Annotated in this window: 13 protein-coding genes and 1 pseudogene; 12 read left to right on the top strand and 2 right to left on the bottom strand. The window is 61.9% G+C overall.

Annotated features, from left to right (window positions below; translation table 11 throughout):
• Positions 1-56: 56 nt before the first annotated feature.
• On the bottom strand, positions 57-722 hold the full coding sequence (locus tag AC0C6X_RS06615) for a GntR family transcriptional regulator (protein WP_173518666.1): 666 nt from the start codon (positions 720-722) through the stop codon (positions 57-59).
• A 593-nt stretch (positions 723-1,315) separates the two neighbouring features.
• Between AC0C6X_RS06615 and AC0C6X_RS06610 the strand changes: the two genes are divergently transcribed.
• The 6 genes and pseudogenes from AC0C6X_RS06610 to AC0C6X_RS06585 all read left to right on the top strand — a co-directional run bounded on the left by AC0C6X_RS06610 (position 1,316) and on the right by AC0C6X_RS06585 (position 7,768).
• Positions 1,316-2,278, top strand: a complete 963-nt coding sequence (locus AC0C6X_RS06610) for an AraC family transcriptional regulator (protein WP_173518665.1) — start codon at positions 1,316-1,318, stop codon at positions 2,276-2,278.
• A gap of 235 nt (positions 2,279-2,513) precedes the next feature.
• The gene (locus AC0C6X_RS06605; protein ID WP_247959581.1) at positions 2,514-2,972 is read left to right on the top strand and encodes a (2Fe-2S)-binding protein; all 459 of its coding nucleotides are present in this window, start codon (positions 2,514-2,516) and stop codon (positions 2,970-2,972) included.
• 4 nt (positions 2,973-2,976) lie between these two features.
• Positions 2,977-5,193: a xanthine dehydrogenase family protein molybdopterin-binding subunit gene (locus tag AC0C6X_RS06600; protein WP_472952278.1), complete on the top strand. Its 2,217-nt coding sequence runs from the start codon at positions 2,977-2,979 to the stop codon at positions 5,191-5,193.
• 361 nt (positions 5,194-5,554) lie between these two features.
• Positions 5,555-5,704 (top strand): annotated as a pseudogene (locus tag AC0C6X_RS06595) (Imm8 family immunity protein); the annotation flags it as partial.
• A gap of 152 nt (positions 5,705-5,856) precedes the next feature.
• Complete coding sequence (locus tag AC0C6X_RS06590; protein WP_247959583.1) at positions 5,857-6,483, top strand: hypothetical protein; 627 nt, start codon at positions 5,857-5,859, stop codon at positions 6,481-6,483.
• A gap of 253 nt (positions 6,484-6,736) precedes the next feature.
• Positions 6,737-7,768, top strand: a complete 1,032-nt coding sequence (locus tag AC0C6X_RS06585; protein ID WP_173518660.1) for a trans-3-hydroxy-L-proline dehydratase — start codon at positions 6,737-6,739, stop codon at positions 7,766-7,768.
• Between the two features lie 56 nt (positions 7,769-7,824).
• On the opposite strand, the gene AC0C6X_RS06580 is transcribed toward AC0C6X_RS06585, so the two are convergent.
• Positions 7,825-8,445 (bottom strand): helix-turn-helix domain-containing protein, encoded by a 621-nt coding sequence (locus AC0C6X_RS06580; protein ID WP_173518659.1) that lies wholly within the window; start codon positions 8,443-8,445, stop codon positions 7,825-7,827.
• 227 nt (positions 8,446-8,672) lie between these two features.
• Here AC0C6X_RS06580 and AC0C6X_RS06575 point away from each other — a divergent pair, with 227 nt between their 5' ends.
• The 6 genes from AC0C6X_RS06575 (at position 8,673) to AC0C6X_RS06550 (ending at position 15,974) form a co-directional block, all read left to right on the top strand.
• Positions 8,673-10,250 carry an ABC transporter substrate-binding protein gene (locus AC0C6X_RS06575; RefSeq protein WP_247959584.1) on the top strand — a complete coding sequence of 526 codons (1,578 nt, stop codon included), beginning with the start codon at positions 8,673-8,675 and terminating at the stop codon, positions 10,248-10,250.
• A 63-nt stretch (positions 10,251-10,313) separates the two neighbouring features.
• Positions 10,314-11,255: an ABC transporter permease gene (locus tag AC0C6X_RS06570; protein ID WP_247959585.1), complete on the top strand. Its 942-nt coding sequence runs from the start codon at positions 10,314-10,316 to the stop codon at positions 11,253-11,255.
• Positions 11,252-12,121, top strand: coding sequence for an ABC transporter permease (locus AC0C6X_RS06565; protein WP_472952277.1), 870 nt, complete (start codon positions 11,252-11,254; stop codon positions 12,119-12,121). Before AC0C6X_RS06570 ends, AC0C6X_RS06565 begins: the two co-directional genes overlap by 4 nt.
• Position 12,122: 1 nt before the next feature.
• Positions 12,123-13,136 (top strand): ABC transporter ATP-binding protein, encoded by a 1,014-nt coding sequence (locus AC0C6X_RS06560; RefSeq protein WP_472952276.1) that lies wholly within the window; start codon positions 12,123-12,125, stop codon positions 13,134-13,136.
• Positions 13,133-14,146, top strand: coding sequence for an ABC transporter ATP-binding protein (locus AC0C6X_RS06555; RefSeq protein WP_472952275.1), 1,014 nt, complete (start codon positions 13,133-13,135; stop codon positions 14,144-14,146). The genes AC0C6X_RS06560 and AC0C6X_RS06555 overlap by 4 nt, the downstream gene beginning before the upstream one ends.
• Positions 14,147-14,171: 25 nt before the next feature.
• Positions 14,172-15,974 (top strand): aminopeptidase P family protein, encoded by a 1,803-nt coding sequence (locus AC0C6X_RS06550; protein WP_472952274.1) that lies wholly within the window; start codon positions 14,172-14,174, stop codon positions 15,972-15,974.
• Positions 15,975-16,156 lie beyond the last annotated feature (182 nt).

Here is a 16,156-nt window from a genome sequence, read left to right as displayed (position 1 = left end):
GGATAAAACGATATGTAAATCAAACTATTATGACATCGAACGACGAAGCGACGAGGCTAACCTCTTTGTTCCCTGAGGAAGATCGTCAGCGAGCGGCCCGCGTCGAGGATATGGTCGCGTGTGAGCTCGCTGGCGCGTCCGGCGTCGCGCGCGATACAGGCGTCCAAGATCGCCTTGTGCTCGCGGCGCGCCCGGGCAACGCCTGACGTCAGCGTCAGCTGCGCTCTGAGGTAGCGATCGATGCGGTCGAGCGAGGCGCGCACGATCTGCAGGTAGTAGGGGCGGCGCGCTGCCTCATAGAGGCTATAGTGGAAGTTGCGATTGATCTCGCCCCACCGGTCGGAATTTTCCTCGCGCTCGAACTCCTCGCAATGCTGGCGTGCAAGTTCGAGCGTGCGGCGATCGAGATTGGGCACGGCGAGGCGGATGACTTCGGCTTCGATCAGCGCGCGGAACTCGAAAATCTCCTCGATTTCCTCGATCGAAAGCCCGGCGACGACCGCGCCTTTGTAGCGCTCTGTGGTGATCAACCCATGCTGCTCAAGGCGCGAAAGCGCCTCGCGCACCGGAATGCGGCTGGTGTTGAACATCTGGGCGATGTGGTCCTGGCGCAGGTTCTCGCCTTCGGCGAGGTCGCCTTCGATGATCGCCTTGCGCAAGGCTTCATAGACGATATCGGCGGCTGAGGCCACTTGCCTGACATCGACGGCATCGAGTTTCATCGTGTTCAAACCCTGCTGGCCGAACCATGTGGCTCGGCGAATTTGGAAGCGTTTTCGCGCTCTTGGTCAATGGTCATAGGTCCAATTCAGGCGTCGGGCAACAGTGTCGAAAATAAGCTCAAGTTGCCCAACCTCCTGCGCAACCCATTGATATCATTGGCTTGGAAAGTCCAAGAGTAAACCTCGATTCCCAAAAGGAACCTCAAGTTGCCCACGCCAAGCGATCAAAAGATCACATAAAGTATCGCCTGGAGCTACCGGTCGATCGCGCACGGATGGCAAAGCTCTCCAATAACGATTTCTAAGATCGTTTTATTGAATGGCGATGACTAGGCGTTGGAAAGAAGAAATGATTTCTGCCATTGCGCCACTTTCTGGCGGTGGCGCAGGGTGACGGCCACCGTGGTTGATCGGCGCCGGGCGGGCATCCTTCTGCGGCACGATCGCAGATCTGCTGGATGATGACCTTCTGGCGCGGCTGCTTCGCCTCGCGCTCCGGCATTGTGGTTGCCTAATCCTGTCGAGATCAAAGTAGTATAAAGTAATATGATGAGAAGCCAATTTGACGGGCGGGTCGGAGGATGGGTCAGGGCATGGCAACGAGCGAGACAATGATGCAGCAGCGCGACCTGCGCGAGGAAACCGCGCCCCTTCGGGCGCGAATTCTCGACATGCTCACGCATCTGCCATGGGACGGCGTTCGCTACGGCCACCCTATTCCGGGGCTTTCGCTCTATCGCATCATCGCGCCAGCCGGCCCGTTTTCCAGCGTCTCCGAACCAAGCGTGGCGCTCATCATCAAGGGAAGCAAGCGTATCCATGTCGGAAACGAAATGCTCGTTTACGATGAATCCTGCTTCTTCATGACCGCCATCGGCCTGCCGATGACCGGCCAGATCTGCGAGGCGAGCGAGAGTGAGCCCTATGTGGCCGCTACGCTTCGCCTCGATCTCGAAAAGCTGCGTCGAATCATCTCCGATTACGACATACAGCCGCCGGATGCACCCGAACGCGATCTCGGCGTTGCGGTTGGCGCTGCCACACCGGAACTGTTCGACGCCTTATTGCGACTGATTTCGCTCGCGAACACGCCAGCGGACATCCCGTTCCTGGCCAGTCAAATCCAAAGCGAGATTCTCTATCGGCTGCTCACCGGCGAACAAGGCGCGCGGCTGCGGCGTTTCGCGCTCGCTGGCACGAACAGTAACCGGGTAGCAAAGGCCGTCGCGTGGCTGAAAGAAAACTATGCCCGTCCGCTTCGGGTCGAAGAACTCGCCGAGATTGCGAACATGGGGGTATCGACGTTGCACCACCATTTCCGCGCCATGACAGCCATGAGCCCGCTGCAGTTCCAGAAACACCTGCGCCTGCATCATGCGCGGGAACTGATGCTTTCGGAATCGCTCGACGCCGCAACAGCTGCGCTGCGGGTCGGCTATGAAAGCCAGACACAGTTCAACAGGGAATATCGGCGCGCCTTCGGTCATCCGCCGCTTAGAGACGTCAAGGCAATCCTCAGCGCCAGCGATTCAAAAAGACGCGACTCCATCGGTTGAGCAACAGCTAAGCGCGGGCGGAGCGTGGCCGTCGGGCGCATTGGCGCAACTCTTGCTATGATCACAATTTCGTCAAGCCAAGAGGAATAGGCAATAATCTGACAGGATCGAACCTACCAACGTGCAGGATGGTCTTCTAAGCTGCCGCCGCGGTCTGGCGAATGGCTGCGGCGCGTGAAGCGGGGTTTCCGGATGAGCATCCCGAGACCACGCGCCCGAACGCGAGGAGAGCATCATGGCAATTGTAACGATCAACGGCGTCGAACACACGGTCGAGGCCGAGGCGGATATGCCGCTTCTTTGGGTGATCCGCGACCTGGTTGGACTAACAGGGACGAAATTTGGCTGTGGCATGGCGCAGTGCGGTGCCTGCACGGTCTATGTCGATGGTTCGCCGGTTCGGTCTTGTCAGACCTTCGTCGGTGACATCGAAGGCGCAAAAGTGACGACCATCGAGGGCCTCAAGGGAAAGGTCGCGGAAACGGTTCAGGCCGTCTGGACCGATCTCGACGTGCCGCAGTGCGGCTACTGCCAGTCGGGACAGATCATGTCGGCGACGGACCTCCTGACGAACAATCCGAAGCCGAGCGATGAGGACATCGACAGGGCCATGTCGGGTAATCTTTGTCGTTGCGCCACCTATCACCGAATCCGAGCCGGCATTCACGAAGCCGCTAAGCGTCTGGAGGGTTAAAGCCATGCTGCCCAAACTCATGCAATCGGTTTTCCTTCCGGCCGCGAAAGCGCAGGCATCGCGGCGACAGTTCCTCATTGGTGCCCTTGCTGCAGGGACTGGTATAGCCATCGGCTTTCGCCTTCTGTCCGCGTCCCCAGCGGTAGCGGGCGAGACAGCGACGACCAGCGCGTCACATGCCTTTTCCCCCTACGTCACGATCGACGGCGATGGAAAAGTGACCGTCCTTTCGTCACAGTTTGAGATGGGCCAGGGCTCTTATAACGGCATTGCCACACTGGTGGCGGAAGAACTCGATGCCGACTGGTCCACGATCGAAGTGAAGGGGGCCGCCGGCGACGTGAAGGCCTATGGCAACCTCGCCTTTGGCGGCGCCTTCCAGGGCACCGGCGGATCCACGTCGATGGCGTCCTCGTGGGAGCGCTATCGCAAGGCGGGTGCCGCGGCCCGCTCCATGCTGGTCGCCGCCGCTGCCTCCGAATGGGGTGTTTCCGCGGCAGAGATCACCGTCGAGAACGGCACTCTTGCCCATCCATCCGGCAAGAGCGGCGGCTTCGGCGTCTTCGCCGCAAAGGCGGCGACAATGCCGGTGCCCACGGACGTGGCACTCAAGCAGCAGAGCGACTGGAAGCTGATCGGCAATGCCGGGCTGAAGCGTTTCGACAGCGCCGGCAAGGCAAACGGAACGGAGCAGTACACGATCGACATCAAGCTTCCCGGCATGCTGACCGCCGTGATGATTCATCCGCCGCTGTTCGGAGCAAAGGTAAAGTCCTTCGACGCCTCATCCGCGCGCACCGTCAAGGGGGTGGTCGACATCGTCGAAACGCCTCGGGGCATTGCCGTGGTCGGCGAGAACATGTGGGCGGCGATTAAGGGCCGCGAGGCGGTCACTGTCAATTGGGACGAAACGGCGGCGGAGAGGCGCGGCACGGCTGAGCTGATGTCTGCGTATCGGGACCTTGCGAAGAAGGCGCCGGCCGCGCTTGCGCGCAACGAGGGTGACGCCGAAACAGCCTTCGCCGGCGCAACCCAGGTAATCGAGGCAAATTTCGAGTTCCCCTATCTCGCGCATGCCGCGATGGAGCCGCTGAATGCCGTGGCGCGCATGAACGAGGACGGCACGCTCGAGGTTTGGGGTGGACATCAGTTCCCTGACGTATACCAGATGCTTGCCGGCCAGGTGGCCGGGATTGCCCCCGAAAGGGTACGCCTCAATGTGATGAAGACCGGCGGCAGTTTTGGCCGGCGGGCCGTATTCGACGGTGACGTCGTCGTCGAGGCGGTGCATGTGGCCAAGGCCCTCGGTTTCCGAGCGCCGGTAAAGGTGCAATGGACTCGGGAGGATGACATGCGGGCCGGTCGCTATCGACCCGCCTATGTGCATAGCCTCAAGGCTGGCATCGATGCGAACGGAAAGCTCGTTGCGTGGAGCGACCACATCGTCGGCCAATCCATCATGGCGAAGACTGCGTTCGACGGAATGGTCAAAAATGGGGTCGACCCGACCTCGGTCGAAGGGGCCAACAATCTGCCTTATGCCATTCCGAACCAGACGGTGGGCTTGACCACAACTGAGGTCGGCGTTCCGGTTCTATGGTGGCGCTCGGTCGGCTCGACCCACACCGCCTTCGCAGCCGAAACCTTCCTGGACGAGGTGGCCGAGGCGGCAGGACGAGATCCGGTAGAATTCCGTCTTTCTATGCTTGAGCCGCAGTCGCGTCACGCGACCGTCCTCAAGCTGGCGGCGGAAAAGGCCGAATGGCACAAGCCCTTGCCCGAGGGGCGCTTCCGAGGGGTTGCCATCGCCGAGAGCTTCGGCTCGGTTGTCGCCGAGATCGCCGAGGTTTCGACCGACGGAAAAGGCCAGATCCGGGTCGAGCGCGTCGTCGCCGCTGTCGATTGCGGTCTGGCGATCAATCCGGACCAGGTCCGCGCCCAGGTGGAGGGCGGGATCGGCTTTGGATTGGGGGCGATACTCGGCGAGGAGATCACGCTGACGGACGGCAGCATCGACCAGAGCAATTTCGACCTTTACACGCCGCTCAGGATCGATGCGATGCCAAAGGTCGAAGTTCACATCGTCGCCTCCGCCAATCCGCCCTCCGGCATCGGCGAGCCCGGCGTTCCGCCCATCGGCCCGGCAGTCGCCAATGCTGCCTACAGGGCGCTCGGCAAGCGGATTCGCGTGATGCCATTCGTGAAATCGCTCAACACGTGATCTCGCATGCCCGGCCGGCCGCACGGCCGGCCGGGCATGGGGCCAGACCTTCTGCCGGTCACATAAACCGCGTGGTCGCCGTCCACCAGCCTAAGAGGCGCGTTGAAAGACGCTTCAAACGCCGCCAATGCTGCTCTAGCCGGAAAGGTAAGATTAACTTTGGTATGGGGGCTTTCACCAGAGCCGAGACCATGGCCATGGGCGAAGCGTGGGTGGGGCCAGGGTATCGCATCACGTCTCGGGGGTATTACGAAAGTGCAGACGGTTTGCGACAGTTTCGCCCACCGAGTTATAAGCCTCAACTTAATCGCGAGCAGGCAAATTTCGAGCAAAGAAGTTCCTCGCAAGGCAATTTGCTCGGCACTGGATTTTTATGAAAGAGTACGATTTCGTTGCGTTAACGCAGCTTATACGCGACACCGTCTCCTCCGCCCAAGGCGAAACCTGGACGGAGATTGCCAATAAGCTTGGTAGGTTCATGTTCTGGGAGTTTGAGGACTACGAAGCGTAAGCTCAAGTCGGTCGCGTCGAGCGGATCCTGTTCATGATCGACTGGATGCATCGCCGCCGACTAACCCCGACTCCGGCAGGGCGACATCATGTGCCGCCAACTGCGCCTTCAACTCTGCAACATCAGGTTCGCCGGTTCGAGTCATCGCAGTTTTGAATCTGAACCTCCCCGTCGCGTCAACCGCGCTCAATTTGCGGGCGTCAGCCCGCCACCTGGTATTGCCGGCAGCACAGCGAGCGCAAATCATCGAAAGTACTGCAGGCAACTTGGCAAAAGCCCTATTCCAGACGGGAATGACCGGTATCAACGGCATCGGCGGTGGTAATGCCAATGGCATCAAGGCGGCAATTACGCTCGCGAGCGCCAACCTCAGCCTCGACGACCGCATCGCACTGATCAATTCCCTGAATGTCTACGCCGAAAACCACGCGAAGGACGTCGGAAACGCGGTAGAGCGGGCGCGGATTACAACGGCGCTCGTTCTCGCTGCAGGACCGATTGCCGAAGTATCACCAGCAGTTGCCGCTTGCATGGCCAATCTGGTCTGCCGCAACGAGGCGGCCATTGCCGTGGGTGAAATGATGGCTGGTGACGCGCTCGGTGGCGGTACTCTTGCCGTTGGCGGGGGAGTCGCGGCCATGACATCAGATTGGACACTTGGCGCCTCGATGCATCGGACGGGCAAGAATTTGAACTCGCAAGCCATCCTATTTGGAATGGTATCGGCGCGCTTGCCTAACCCAGTGAAAAATCGCGGTTTTCAGCGCTGGGAAGTTTGAGCCTTACTTTTGCGGAAGCTGCAGCTTGCCGTGGGCAATTCAGGTTACTTTTTACAAACAGACGCCTTCCTTCGGTAGTCGCAGCAGTTCGAATTTTCTAGATTGTATATTGGATCCAATATTTCTATGATTCTCTTTGCCGGTGGCGAGCGCGGTTGCTCCATCATCCGGCGAAACGGGGGAGCGCGGCTGATGCACAGGGCATCGGCGCGCCCGGGTGGCGCCCGTCCACCAGCACGGAAGGAGAAGGGGCATGCGCAGCAACAAGGTCGTCCACATCGTTTCCTGCCACGCGGAGGGGGAAGTCGGCGACGTGATCGTCGGCGGCGTCGCGCCGCCGCCGGGCAATACCCTTTGGGAGCAGCGCCGTTTCATTGCGGAGGACCAGACGCTGCGCAATTTCGTGCTCAACGAGCCGCGCGGCGGCGTTTTCCGCCACATCAACCTGCTTGTGCCGCCGAAGAACCCGCGCGCGACGATGGGCTTCATCATCATGGAACCGGAGGATACGCCGCCGATGTCCGGCTCCAACTCGATCTGCGTCTCCACCGTGCTGCTCGACAGCGGCATCGTGCCGATGCAGGAGCCGGAGACCCGCATGGTGCTCGAGGCGCCCGGCGGCCTGGTGAACGTCGTTGCCGAGTGCCGTAGCGGCAAGGCCGAGCGCATCACCGTTACCAACGTGCCGTCTTTTGCCGACAAGCTTGATGCCAAGCTCGAGGTCGAGGGCCTGGGCACGCTGACAGTCGATACGGCCTATGGCGGCGACAGCTTCGTCATCACCGACGCACGCGCGCTCGGTTTCTCGGTGACGCCAGACGAGGCGCGGGAACTGGCCGAAACCGGCATCAAGATCACTCGCGCAGCCAACGAGCAGCTCGGCTTCTCCCATCCGGAAAACCCGGAATGGGACCATATCTCCTTCTGCCAGCTGACGCTGCCGGTCGAGGAGAAGGACGGCGTGCTGCACGGCCGCAACACGGTCGTCATTCAGCCGGCCAAGCTCGACCGTTCTCCGACTGGGACCGGTTGCTCGGCGCGCATGGCGGTGCTCCATGCTCGCGGCGTGATGAAGATCGGCCAGCGCTTCAGCGGCCATTCCATCATCGATTCGACGTTCAATTGCCGTATCGTCGGCGAAACGACGGTCGGCGGCCGCCCGGCAATCGTTCCTGAGATTTCTGGCCGCGCCTGGATCACCGGCACGCACCAGGTGATGCTCGACCCGGCGGATCCGTGGCCGGCCGGCTATCGTCTTGCTGACACCTGGCCGCGCAAGCAGTAAGGCGCCGCGTGCGGGTTGCCTCGTGCGGCCCGCACACCGCCTTTCATCCTGCTGGCTCAGTCTTCCTTTATGATCCGGGTGGTGCCGACCCAGAGTTCGCGGGCCGGCCCCGCGCCGACATTGCGGGCGCGATGCGGCAGCGAGGCGGGGAAGTGCAGCGTATCGCCGGCCTTCAACAGATATTCCTTGCCGTCAATCTCGTAGAGCATTTCGCCTTCGATCAGATAAAGGAAGTCCTCACCCTCGTGGCTCGTCAGTTCGGAGGCGTAGCCCTTAGGCATGTGCGTGATGCAGCCATTGAGCGTCGCGCCCGGAAAGCCGCGCTCGATCAGTTCGTAGACGCGCTCCTTGGTCTCGACATTGTAGCCGGGGCGTTCGCCGGCGCGCGAGAGCATCGAATGCCCATGCTGCGGCGGCTGCGACAGGAAGGTATCGACGCTGGTGCCGAGCGCGTTGGCGACGTTGTAGAGCGAGATCAGCGACGGCGTGGAAATGCCGCGCTCGATCTGGCTGATGAAGCCTTCCGTCAGACCGGCTTCGCGTGCCACGTCCTTCATCGTCTTGCCGATTTCCTTGCGGCGCGCCCTGAGCATTTGCCCGAGCGAGGCGGGCGTCGCGGTTTCCGGGAGGGAGGCGCTTTCGGCAGCGTCAGGCGCCTCTTCGATCTTCAGGGGCATGATTTTCTTTCCGCTTGACTTGCGTCTATCGATGTACTTTAGTTCAGCTAAAGTTGGTTCGGCAAGCCGATCAGATCGGATGCCGGCCTTCTTAAAAAGGGGAACTACAAGAACGTCTTCGCGGCAATCCGTCGGCGACAAAAAACACCAAGAAAAATTGGATCCAATATCCAATTAACGTGTTCGGCGCGCGATCGATGCTGTCTGCGGTCAAAAGGAGGAGTGAGATGAAACGTATATTGCCTATTCTGCTCGGCGCGACGCTCGGGCTGCTTGCGGCCACTTCGGCATTTGCGATCGAGCGCGGCGGTGCGATGACCTTCGCGCGCTACGACGACTCGACCGTCATCGACCCTGTTTACGCGGACCGCAATCCGGACCTCTGGATGGTGAACGGCCTCTATGAAACGCTGCTGCGCAACGGCCCTGACGGCTCGATCGTGCCGGGGCTTGCCGAGGCGCACGAGGTTTCGGCTGATGGCAAGACCATCACTTTGACGCTGAGAAGTGGTCTGAAATTTTCCGACGGCTCGGAACTGACCGGCGCCGACGTCGTCTTCTCGCTCGATCGTGCGCGCAACCCGGATCTTGGTCCCTGGGCAGGACTGCTCGGCGCTGTCGACAAGGTCACCGCAGACGGCAACAAGATCACCGTATCGCTCAAGAACCCCGACCCGACGATCATTTCGATCCTTGCAACCTTCAATACCGGCATCGTGCCGAAGGCAGCTTTCGAAAAAGCAGCCGGTGCAACGGATCAGGAGAAGGCGCGCGCCTTCTTTGCAGCCGGCCCGGTAACGTCCGGCCCCTTCGTCATGAAAAGCCACGTGCAGGGCACCAGCATGACCTTCGTCCGCAACCCGCACTACTGGCGTCAGGGTGAAGACGGCAAGCCGCTGCCCTATCTCGACCAGGTGGAGTTCGTCGTCATTCCCGATGACGCCACCCGTATCCTCAAGCTCCAGGCCGGCGAAGTCGACGCCGCCGAGTTCATCCCCTTCGCTCGCGTCGGTGAGCTCAGCGCCGATCCGAACCTGAAGATGGAGCTTTTCCCCTCGACCCGTATCGTCTACGCGCCGATCAATACGCGCGAAACGAAGAAAGACGGCTCGAAGAACCCGCTTGCCGATATCAAGGTGCGTCAGGCGCTGAACTACGCGACCGACAAGAACGTGCTGATCAAGCTCGTCACCTTCGACACCGGCAAGCCGATGACCTCGCTGATGTCGGCGGCGACGCAGCTTCACTATGGCCCTGCGCCGCTCTATCCCTACGATCCGGAAAAGGCCAAGCAGTTGCTATCTGAAGCCGGCCTCGGCAGCGGTTTCGACGTGAAGTTCACGACACTTGCCGGCAGCGCCGACGACGCGACGCTGTTTACAGCCCTTCAGCAGATGTGGGCGCCGCTTGGCGTCAACCTCAAGGTCGAGCAGGTCGACAATCCGACTCGCGGCGAAAAGAACCGCTCCGGTGATTTCGACATCCATACCTATGGCTGGGCGAACGATGTCAACGATCCGGCGCAGGTGACCGGCTGGCTCGGCTACTACAAGCAGCGCCAGGCCGTCGGCACCGGCTGGAACAACCAGGAATTCAACACGCTGTTCGAGGCCTCCAACGTCGAACCCGACCCGGCCAAGCGCAAGGACGAATACAAGCGCATGCAGGAGATCTACGCGGCGGAAGCGCCGCTGCTCTTCCTGTTCGAGACGCCATTCGCCGTCGCGGTATCCAAGTCGATCGAAGGCTACGTACAGACGCCACTCGGCGCCAACGACTTCTCGGAAGCCTGGCGCGCCGACTGATAGCGAAACGATCTGCGAGAGCCGGGCGGCAGGCCGCCCGGTTTTCCGTTGAAGGTTGGATTCATGCCCTCACTTTCCTATCTCGTGGCACGGCTGCTGCAGATCATCCCCACCTTTCTTTTGGTGATGATCTTCATCTTCCTACTCGTACGCCTCTTGCCCGGTGACCCGGCGATCGCCATGGCAGAGGCCAAGGCGACCGATGCCCAACTCGAACAGATCCGGCACAATCTCGGCCTGGACCAGCCGCTGCCGGTTCAGTTCCTCGTCTTCGTCAAAAACACGCTGACTGGTGACCTCGGTCGCTCGATCATGCTGAAAGCGCCGGTGACGGAGATCATTCTCGATCGGCTGCCGACGACGATCTTCCTAGCGCTCTATTCGGTCGTGCTTGCCGTCTTTCTCGCCGGGCCACTCGCCTTCCTCGCGGCGTCGCGTGTCAACAGTTCGGTCGATGTCGCGATCCGCGGTGTCTTTCAGGTCGGCCTTTCCATGCCCGTCTTCTATATCGGGCTCCTGTTGCTGACCGTATTGGCGGCGCAACTGCGCTGGTTCCCGGTCGGTGGCTACGGCAAGACCTTTCTCGCGAACCTCTATCATCTCATCCTGCCGGCCTTGAGCGTCGCGCTCTACACGTCCGCGATCATCCTGCGCAATCTCCGGGCCTCGCTGATCGAGGTGCTCGATGCCGATTATGTGCAGTTCGCCCGGGCCAAGGGGCTTTCACCGCGCATCATCATGACCCGGCATGTGCTGCGCAATGCGCTGGTCTCCACCGTAACGCTGCTCGGCCTGTCGATCGGCAACCTGATGAGTGGCACGCTGGTGACCGAGACGGTCTTTGCTATTCCCGGCGTCGGCCGGCTGATGCTGGAGGCGATCTTCGCCCGCGACTATCCGCTGATCCAGGGCCTGACGCTCACCTTCGCCGTGCTCGTCTCCGTCGTCTTCCTGCTGACGGACGTCGTGCAATCCTGGCTCGATCCGAGGCTTCGCCAATCATGACCGCCTTGACGCAATCCCATGCGCGGACGCGGGGACGTCTGCAGACCTTTCTCGCCCGCGCCTTTACCCGCCCGTCCTTTATCGTCGGCATCGCCATCCTCGGCCTGTCGCTTGCGCTTGCGCTGTTCCCGCAAGTCTTTGCGCCCTACGATCCGCTGGCCTTCGACCTCCAGGCGATCCAGCAGGGGCCGAGCCTTGCGCACCCCTTCGGCAGCGACAATTTCGGGCGCGACGTACTCTCGCGCGTCATCTGGGCCTATCGGGTCGATATGCAGATGGCCTTCTTCGCGACGATCTTCGCGCTGCTGATCGGCCTCGCCGTCGGCGCCTTCGTCGGCTACTATGGCGGCATAGCCGATGCGATCTTTGGCCGTTGCGTCGATGCGATCATCACCTTTCCCTTCCTGGTCTTGGTGATCGCGATCGTCGCGGTGCTTGGCCCCGGCCTCGTCAATATGTATGTGGCGATCACCGCTGTGAACTGGGTTTATTACGCCCGGCTCACCCGCGCCGAAATCATGGCGCAGAAGGCCAACGACTATGCCGCCGCCGGCCGCGTACTCGGCTATTCCGATCGCCGCATCATCTTCCGCCATCTCTTGCCGAACGCGATCTCGCCGATTCTGGTCTACTGGATGACCGACATGGCGCTCGCCATCCTGCTCGGCTCGTCACTCGGCTATCTCGGCCTTGGAGCCCAGCCGCCGGCTGCCGAATGGGGTGTATTGATCGCCGAGGGCCGCAACTTCCTGCTGACGGCCTGGTGGATGAGCCTGATGCCAGGCATCGCCATCGTTCTGACCGGGCTCGGCTTCAGCCTCGTCGGCGACGCGCTTGCCGACCTGCTTCGACCGAAGGGGCGTTGAGATGAGAGTACAGAAGAAAACTGTTGTTCTTGACGTCAGGCACCTTCGCACCGAGTTCGGCATGCAAGAACGGCCGTTGGTCGCTGTCGACGACGTTTCGTTCCAGGTGGCGGAAGGCGAGATCCTTGGCCTTGTTGGCGAGTCCGGCTCGGGCAAGAGCATCACGCTGCGCTCGATCCTCGGCATCATCCGGCCGCGCGGCCGCGTCGCCGGCGAGATCCTCTGGAACGGACAGGACCTCGTTCCGCTGGATGAGGCGCGGCTCAGACGCATCCGCGGCCGTGAGATCGCGATGATCTTCCAGGAGCCGATGTCGTCACTCAATCCTCTGCTGACCGTCGGCCTGCAGATTTCGGAGAACCTCGTCGCGCACACGGATCTCGACGCCAGGGGAAGGAAGGCGCGCGCGATCGAACTGCTCGATCTCGTCGGCATCCCCGCTGCGCGCAGCCGCCTCGACGATTTCCCGCACGAGTTCTCCGGCGGCATGCGGCAGCGGGTGATGATCGCGATCGCGCTTGCCTCCAACCCAAAGCTGCTGCTCGCGGATGAGCCGACCACCGCGCTCGACGTGACGATTCAGGACCAGATCTTGCGACTGATCCAGTCGCTGAGCCGCGATCTCGGCATGGCGGTGATCCTCGTCACCCACGACATGGGCGTCGTTGCCGAAACCTGCGACCGCGTCGCGGTCATGTATGGCGGACGGCTCTGCGAGATCGGGACGACGACGGAGGTGATCGCCGATGCGCGCCATCCCTATTCGCTGGGGTTGCTGCGCTCGATCCCGCGCGATGTCGCGCCGCGAACGCCGCTTTACTCCATCCCTGGCGCACCGCCGGCGCTGAACGCGCTTCCGCCCGGCTGTGCCTTCAGCGCGCGGTGTCCCGTTGCCGGTGGCGACTGTGCCGATGTTCGGCCACGGCTCCAGGGCGCCGGCGCACTCAGGCAGGTTGCCTGTCATCATCTTCAGGATGCGCTTGCGCATTTCGGTCCGCGGGAGGCGGCGCAATGACCATGCCCATGCAAGCAGGCCCGACCCCGTTGCTTTCGCTACGCGCGCTTTCAATGCGCTTCGCGAAACGACGTTCGCTCTCCGATACGCTGGCCCGGCGCCCGCAACAGGTCGTTTCGGCGGTCAATGGCGTCGACCTCGACGTGATGCCCGGCGAGACGCTCGGGATCGTCGGCGAATCCGGCTGCGGCAAGTCCACACTGGCGCGCCTGATTGCCGGGCTGCACCGACCGACCGCCGGCGACATCCTGTTCGAGGGGAAAAGTGTCGTCGGTCTCAAGGGTGCACGGCGACGCGCCTACAACAGGCGGGTCCAGATGATGTTCCAGGACCCCTATACCTCGCTCAATCCGCGCATGACCGTGCGCGATACGCTGCGGGAAGCGATCACCGTGCATCGCATGCGCGACGGTGCTGCGATCGACCGGCGGGTCGATGAATTGCTGGACCTTGTCCGGCTGCCGGAAGGGGCCGCCGACAAGTATCCGCACGAATTCTCGGGCGGGCAGCGCCAGCGCATCGGCATTGCGCGTGCGCTCTCGCTGGAGCCGACGTGTCTTGTCGCGGATGAGCTGGTCTCGGCGCTCGACGTCTCGATCCAGGCGCAGGTCGTCAATCTCTTGATCGAGCTTCAGGACGAGCTGGGCCTGACGGTGCTGTTCGTGGCGCATGACCTTAGGCTCGTACGTCACGTTTCGCACCGTGTCGCCGTCATCTATCTCGGCGCGATCGTCGAGATCGGACCCTCCGAAGCGCTGTTTTCAACGCCGATGCATCCCTATTCGAAGGGGCTTCTTGCCGCAGCACCGTCGCTCGATCCCAGCGCCAGACGGCGTGCGCCGGCACTCGTCGGCGAGTTGCCGAGCCCGCTCGCCATTCCGCCCGGCTGCCCCTTCCACGTGCGCTGCCTGCACGCGACCGAACGCTGCCGCCGCGAAAAGCCGGCGTTGCGTCCAGTCGGTGCGGGCATGACCGCCTGCCATTTCGCCGAAACGATCGGCGACGCCTGAAACTCCACTCGATAGGAAAGACATTATGGATACGACAGCAAGGCCGGATATCTCCGGCCGCATCGGCGCCTTGCGGCGCAAGCTTGCCGAAACCGGGCTCGACGGCTACGTCGTGCCGCGCTTCGACGAGCATCAGGGCGAATACTGCGCGCCACATGACAACCGCTTGGCTTTCGTCACCGGTTTCACCGGCTCGGCCGGGGTGGCGATTATCATGCGCGACCGTGCCGCGATCTTCGTCGATGGCCGCTATCAGGTGCAGGTGCGCGACGAAGTGGATCTCGGCACTTTCGCGATCGAGCACTTCTATGACGCACCGCTCAAGGATTGGCTGAATAACAATCTCCGCAAGGGCGAGCGCGTTGGGTTCAACGCCATGCTGCTGCCCTCGACCTGGGACGCCGATTGCGGCCGTTCGGTGGAAGGGGCAGGTGGCCTTTGGACTCCTGTCGACGAAGACCTCGTCGACGCGATCTGGACCGACCAGCCGGAAAAGCCGCTCGGCAAGATCATGGCTTTCCCTGTTGCCTATTCCGGCGAAAGCGTTGCCGGGAAAAAACGTCGTATCGCTCAAATGCTGGCGGAACAGGGGGCAGACCTTCTGATCGAGGCGCAGCCGGACAATATCGCCTGGTTCCTGAATGTTCGTGGACGCGACGTCGCGTTCAACCCGATGCCGCAATCTTTCCTGGTCTTCGACCGCACCGGGCAAACGGAATGGCTGGTCGACCATCGCAAGCTCCCGAACGATCTTTCCGATTTCGAACTCGACGGGGTCGCGCTGGCCGAGCCGGCCCAATTGCTTGAGCGCGTTCGGACACTGGCGGCCGGGCGAACGGCGCTGATCGATCCGGGTTTCGCCCCATCGGCGGCCGCCCATGCCACGCGCGCCGTTGGTGGGACCGTAAAGCTTGCAAAAAGCCCGATCACGCTTGCCAAGATGCACAAGAACGCCACGGAGCTTGCAGGATTTCGTGACTGCCACCGTCTCGACGGTGCCGCATGGATACGCTTCTTCGCCTGGCTCGATCGCCACGCCGCCGAACGAGATGCGAGCGGTAAGCCGGTCACCGAGCTCGAGGCGGAAGAACGGATCCTCGCCTATCGCTCGATGGCCGAGAGCTTCGTCGAGTCGAGTTTCCGCTCGATCTCGGCAGCCGGCGGCCACGCCGCGATGTGCCACTATGCGGCCACCGAGAAGAGCAACGGCTTGATCCGCAAGGGCGGCGTCTACCTGCTCGATTCCGGCGGACAGTATCTGACGGGCACCACCGATGCCACGCGGACAACGGCGATCGGTGCGGTCGATGACGAGATCCGGCGCGCCTATACCGCCGTTCTCAAAGGGCTGATTTCGATGGTGTCGCTGAAAATTCCGAGGGGTACCTTCGGTCACCAGCTTGACGCCTTTGCCCGGCGTCCGCTCTGGGATCTGGGGCTCGATTATGATCACGGCACCGGCCACGGCGTCGGGCATTTTCTTTCGGTCCACGAGCAGCCCCAGCGCTTCGACCGTCGCGTCAATGAGATCGAGCTGAAACCCGGCATGGTCACGACCATCGAGCCTGGCTATTACAAGGCCGGCGCCTATGGCATCCGCATCGAGAACCAGGTCGAGGTCGTGGATGACGGCGACGGCTTCCGGAGCTTCCGCAGCCTGACACTCGTACCGATCGATCTGCGGCTCGCCGACATCGGTCTCCTGACCCAAGCGGAACGGCGATGGATCGACGCCTACCACAGCCGCGTTGCGCGCGAGATGGATGGCCTGCTCGATGCCGAGACATTGCGCTGGCTCTCGGAGAGAACCGCTCCGATCGACGCCTGAAGCGACACCTGTGCTTGAGCCTTGACCACCGGACGGCGGGCCAATCGGCCCGCCGCAACCTCTTTACAAACGACCCGAACGGTTGCAGCGCCTTACACGCCGTGTGAGTCCTCTTGCTCGTCAGGCAGAATTTGTGATAATTTTCACAAATATTGTTCGTGGTCGCCGAGGCCACGAAATGG

The sequence above is a fragment of the Ensifer sp. VA4 genome, assembly GCF_055710065.1.
This window is presented reverse-complemented; position numbering and strand designations above follow the sequence as displayed.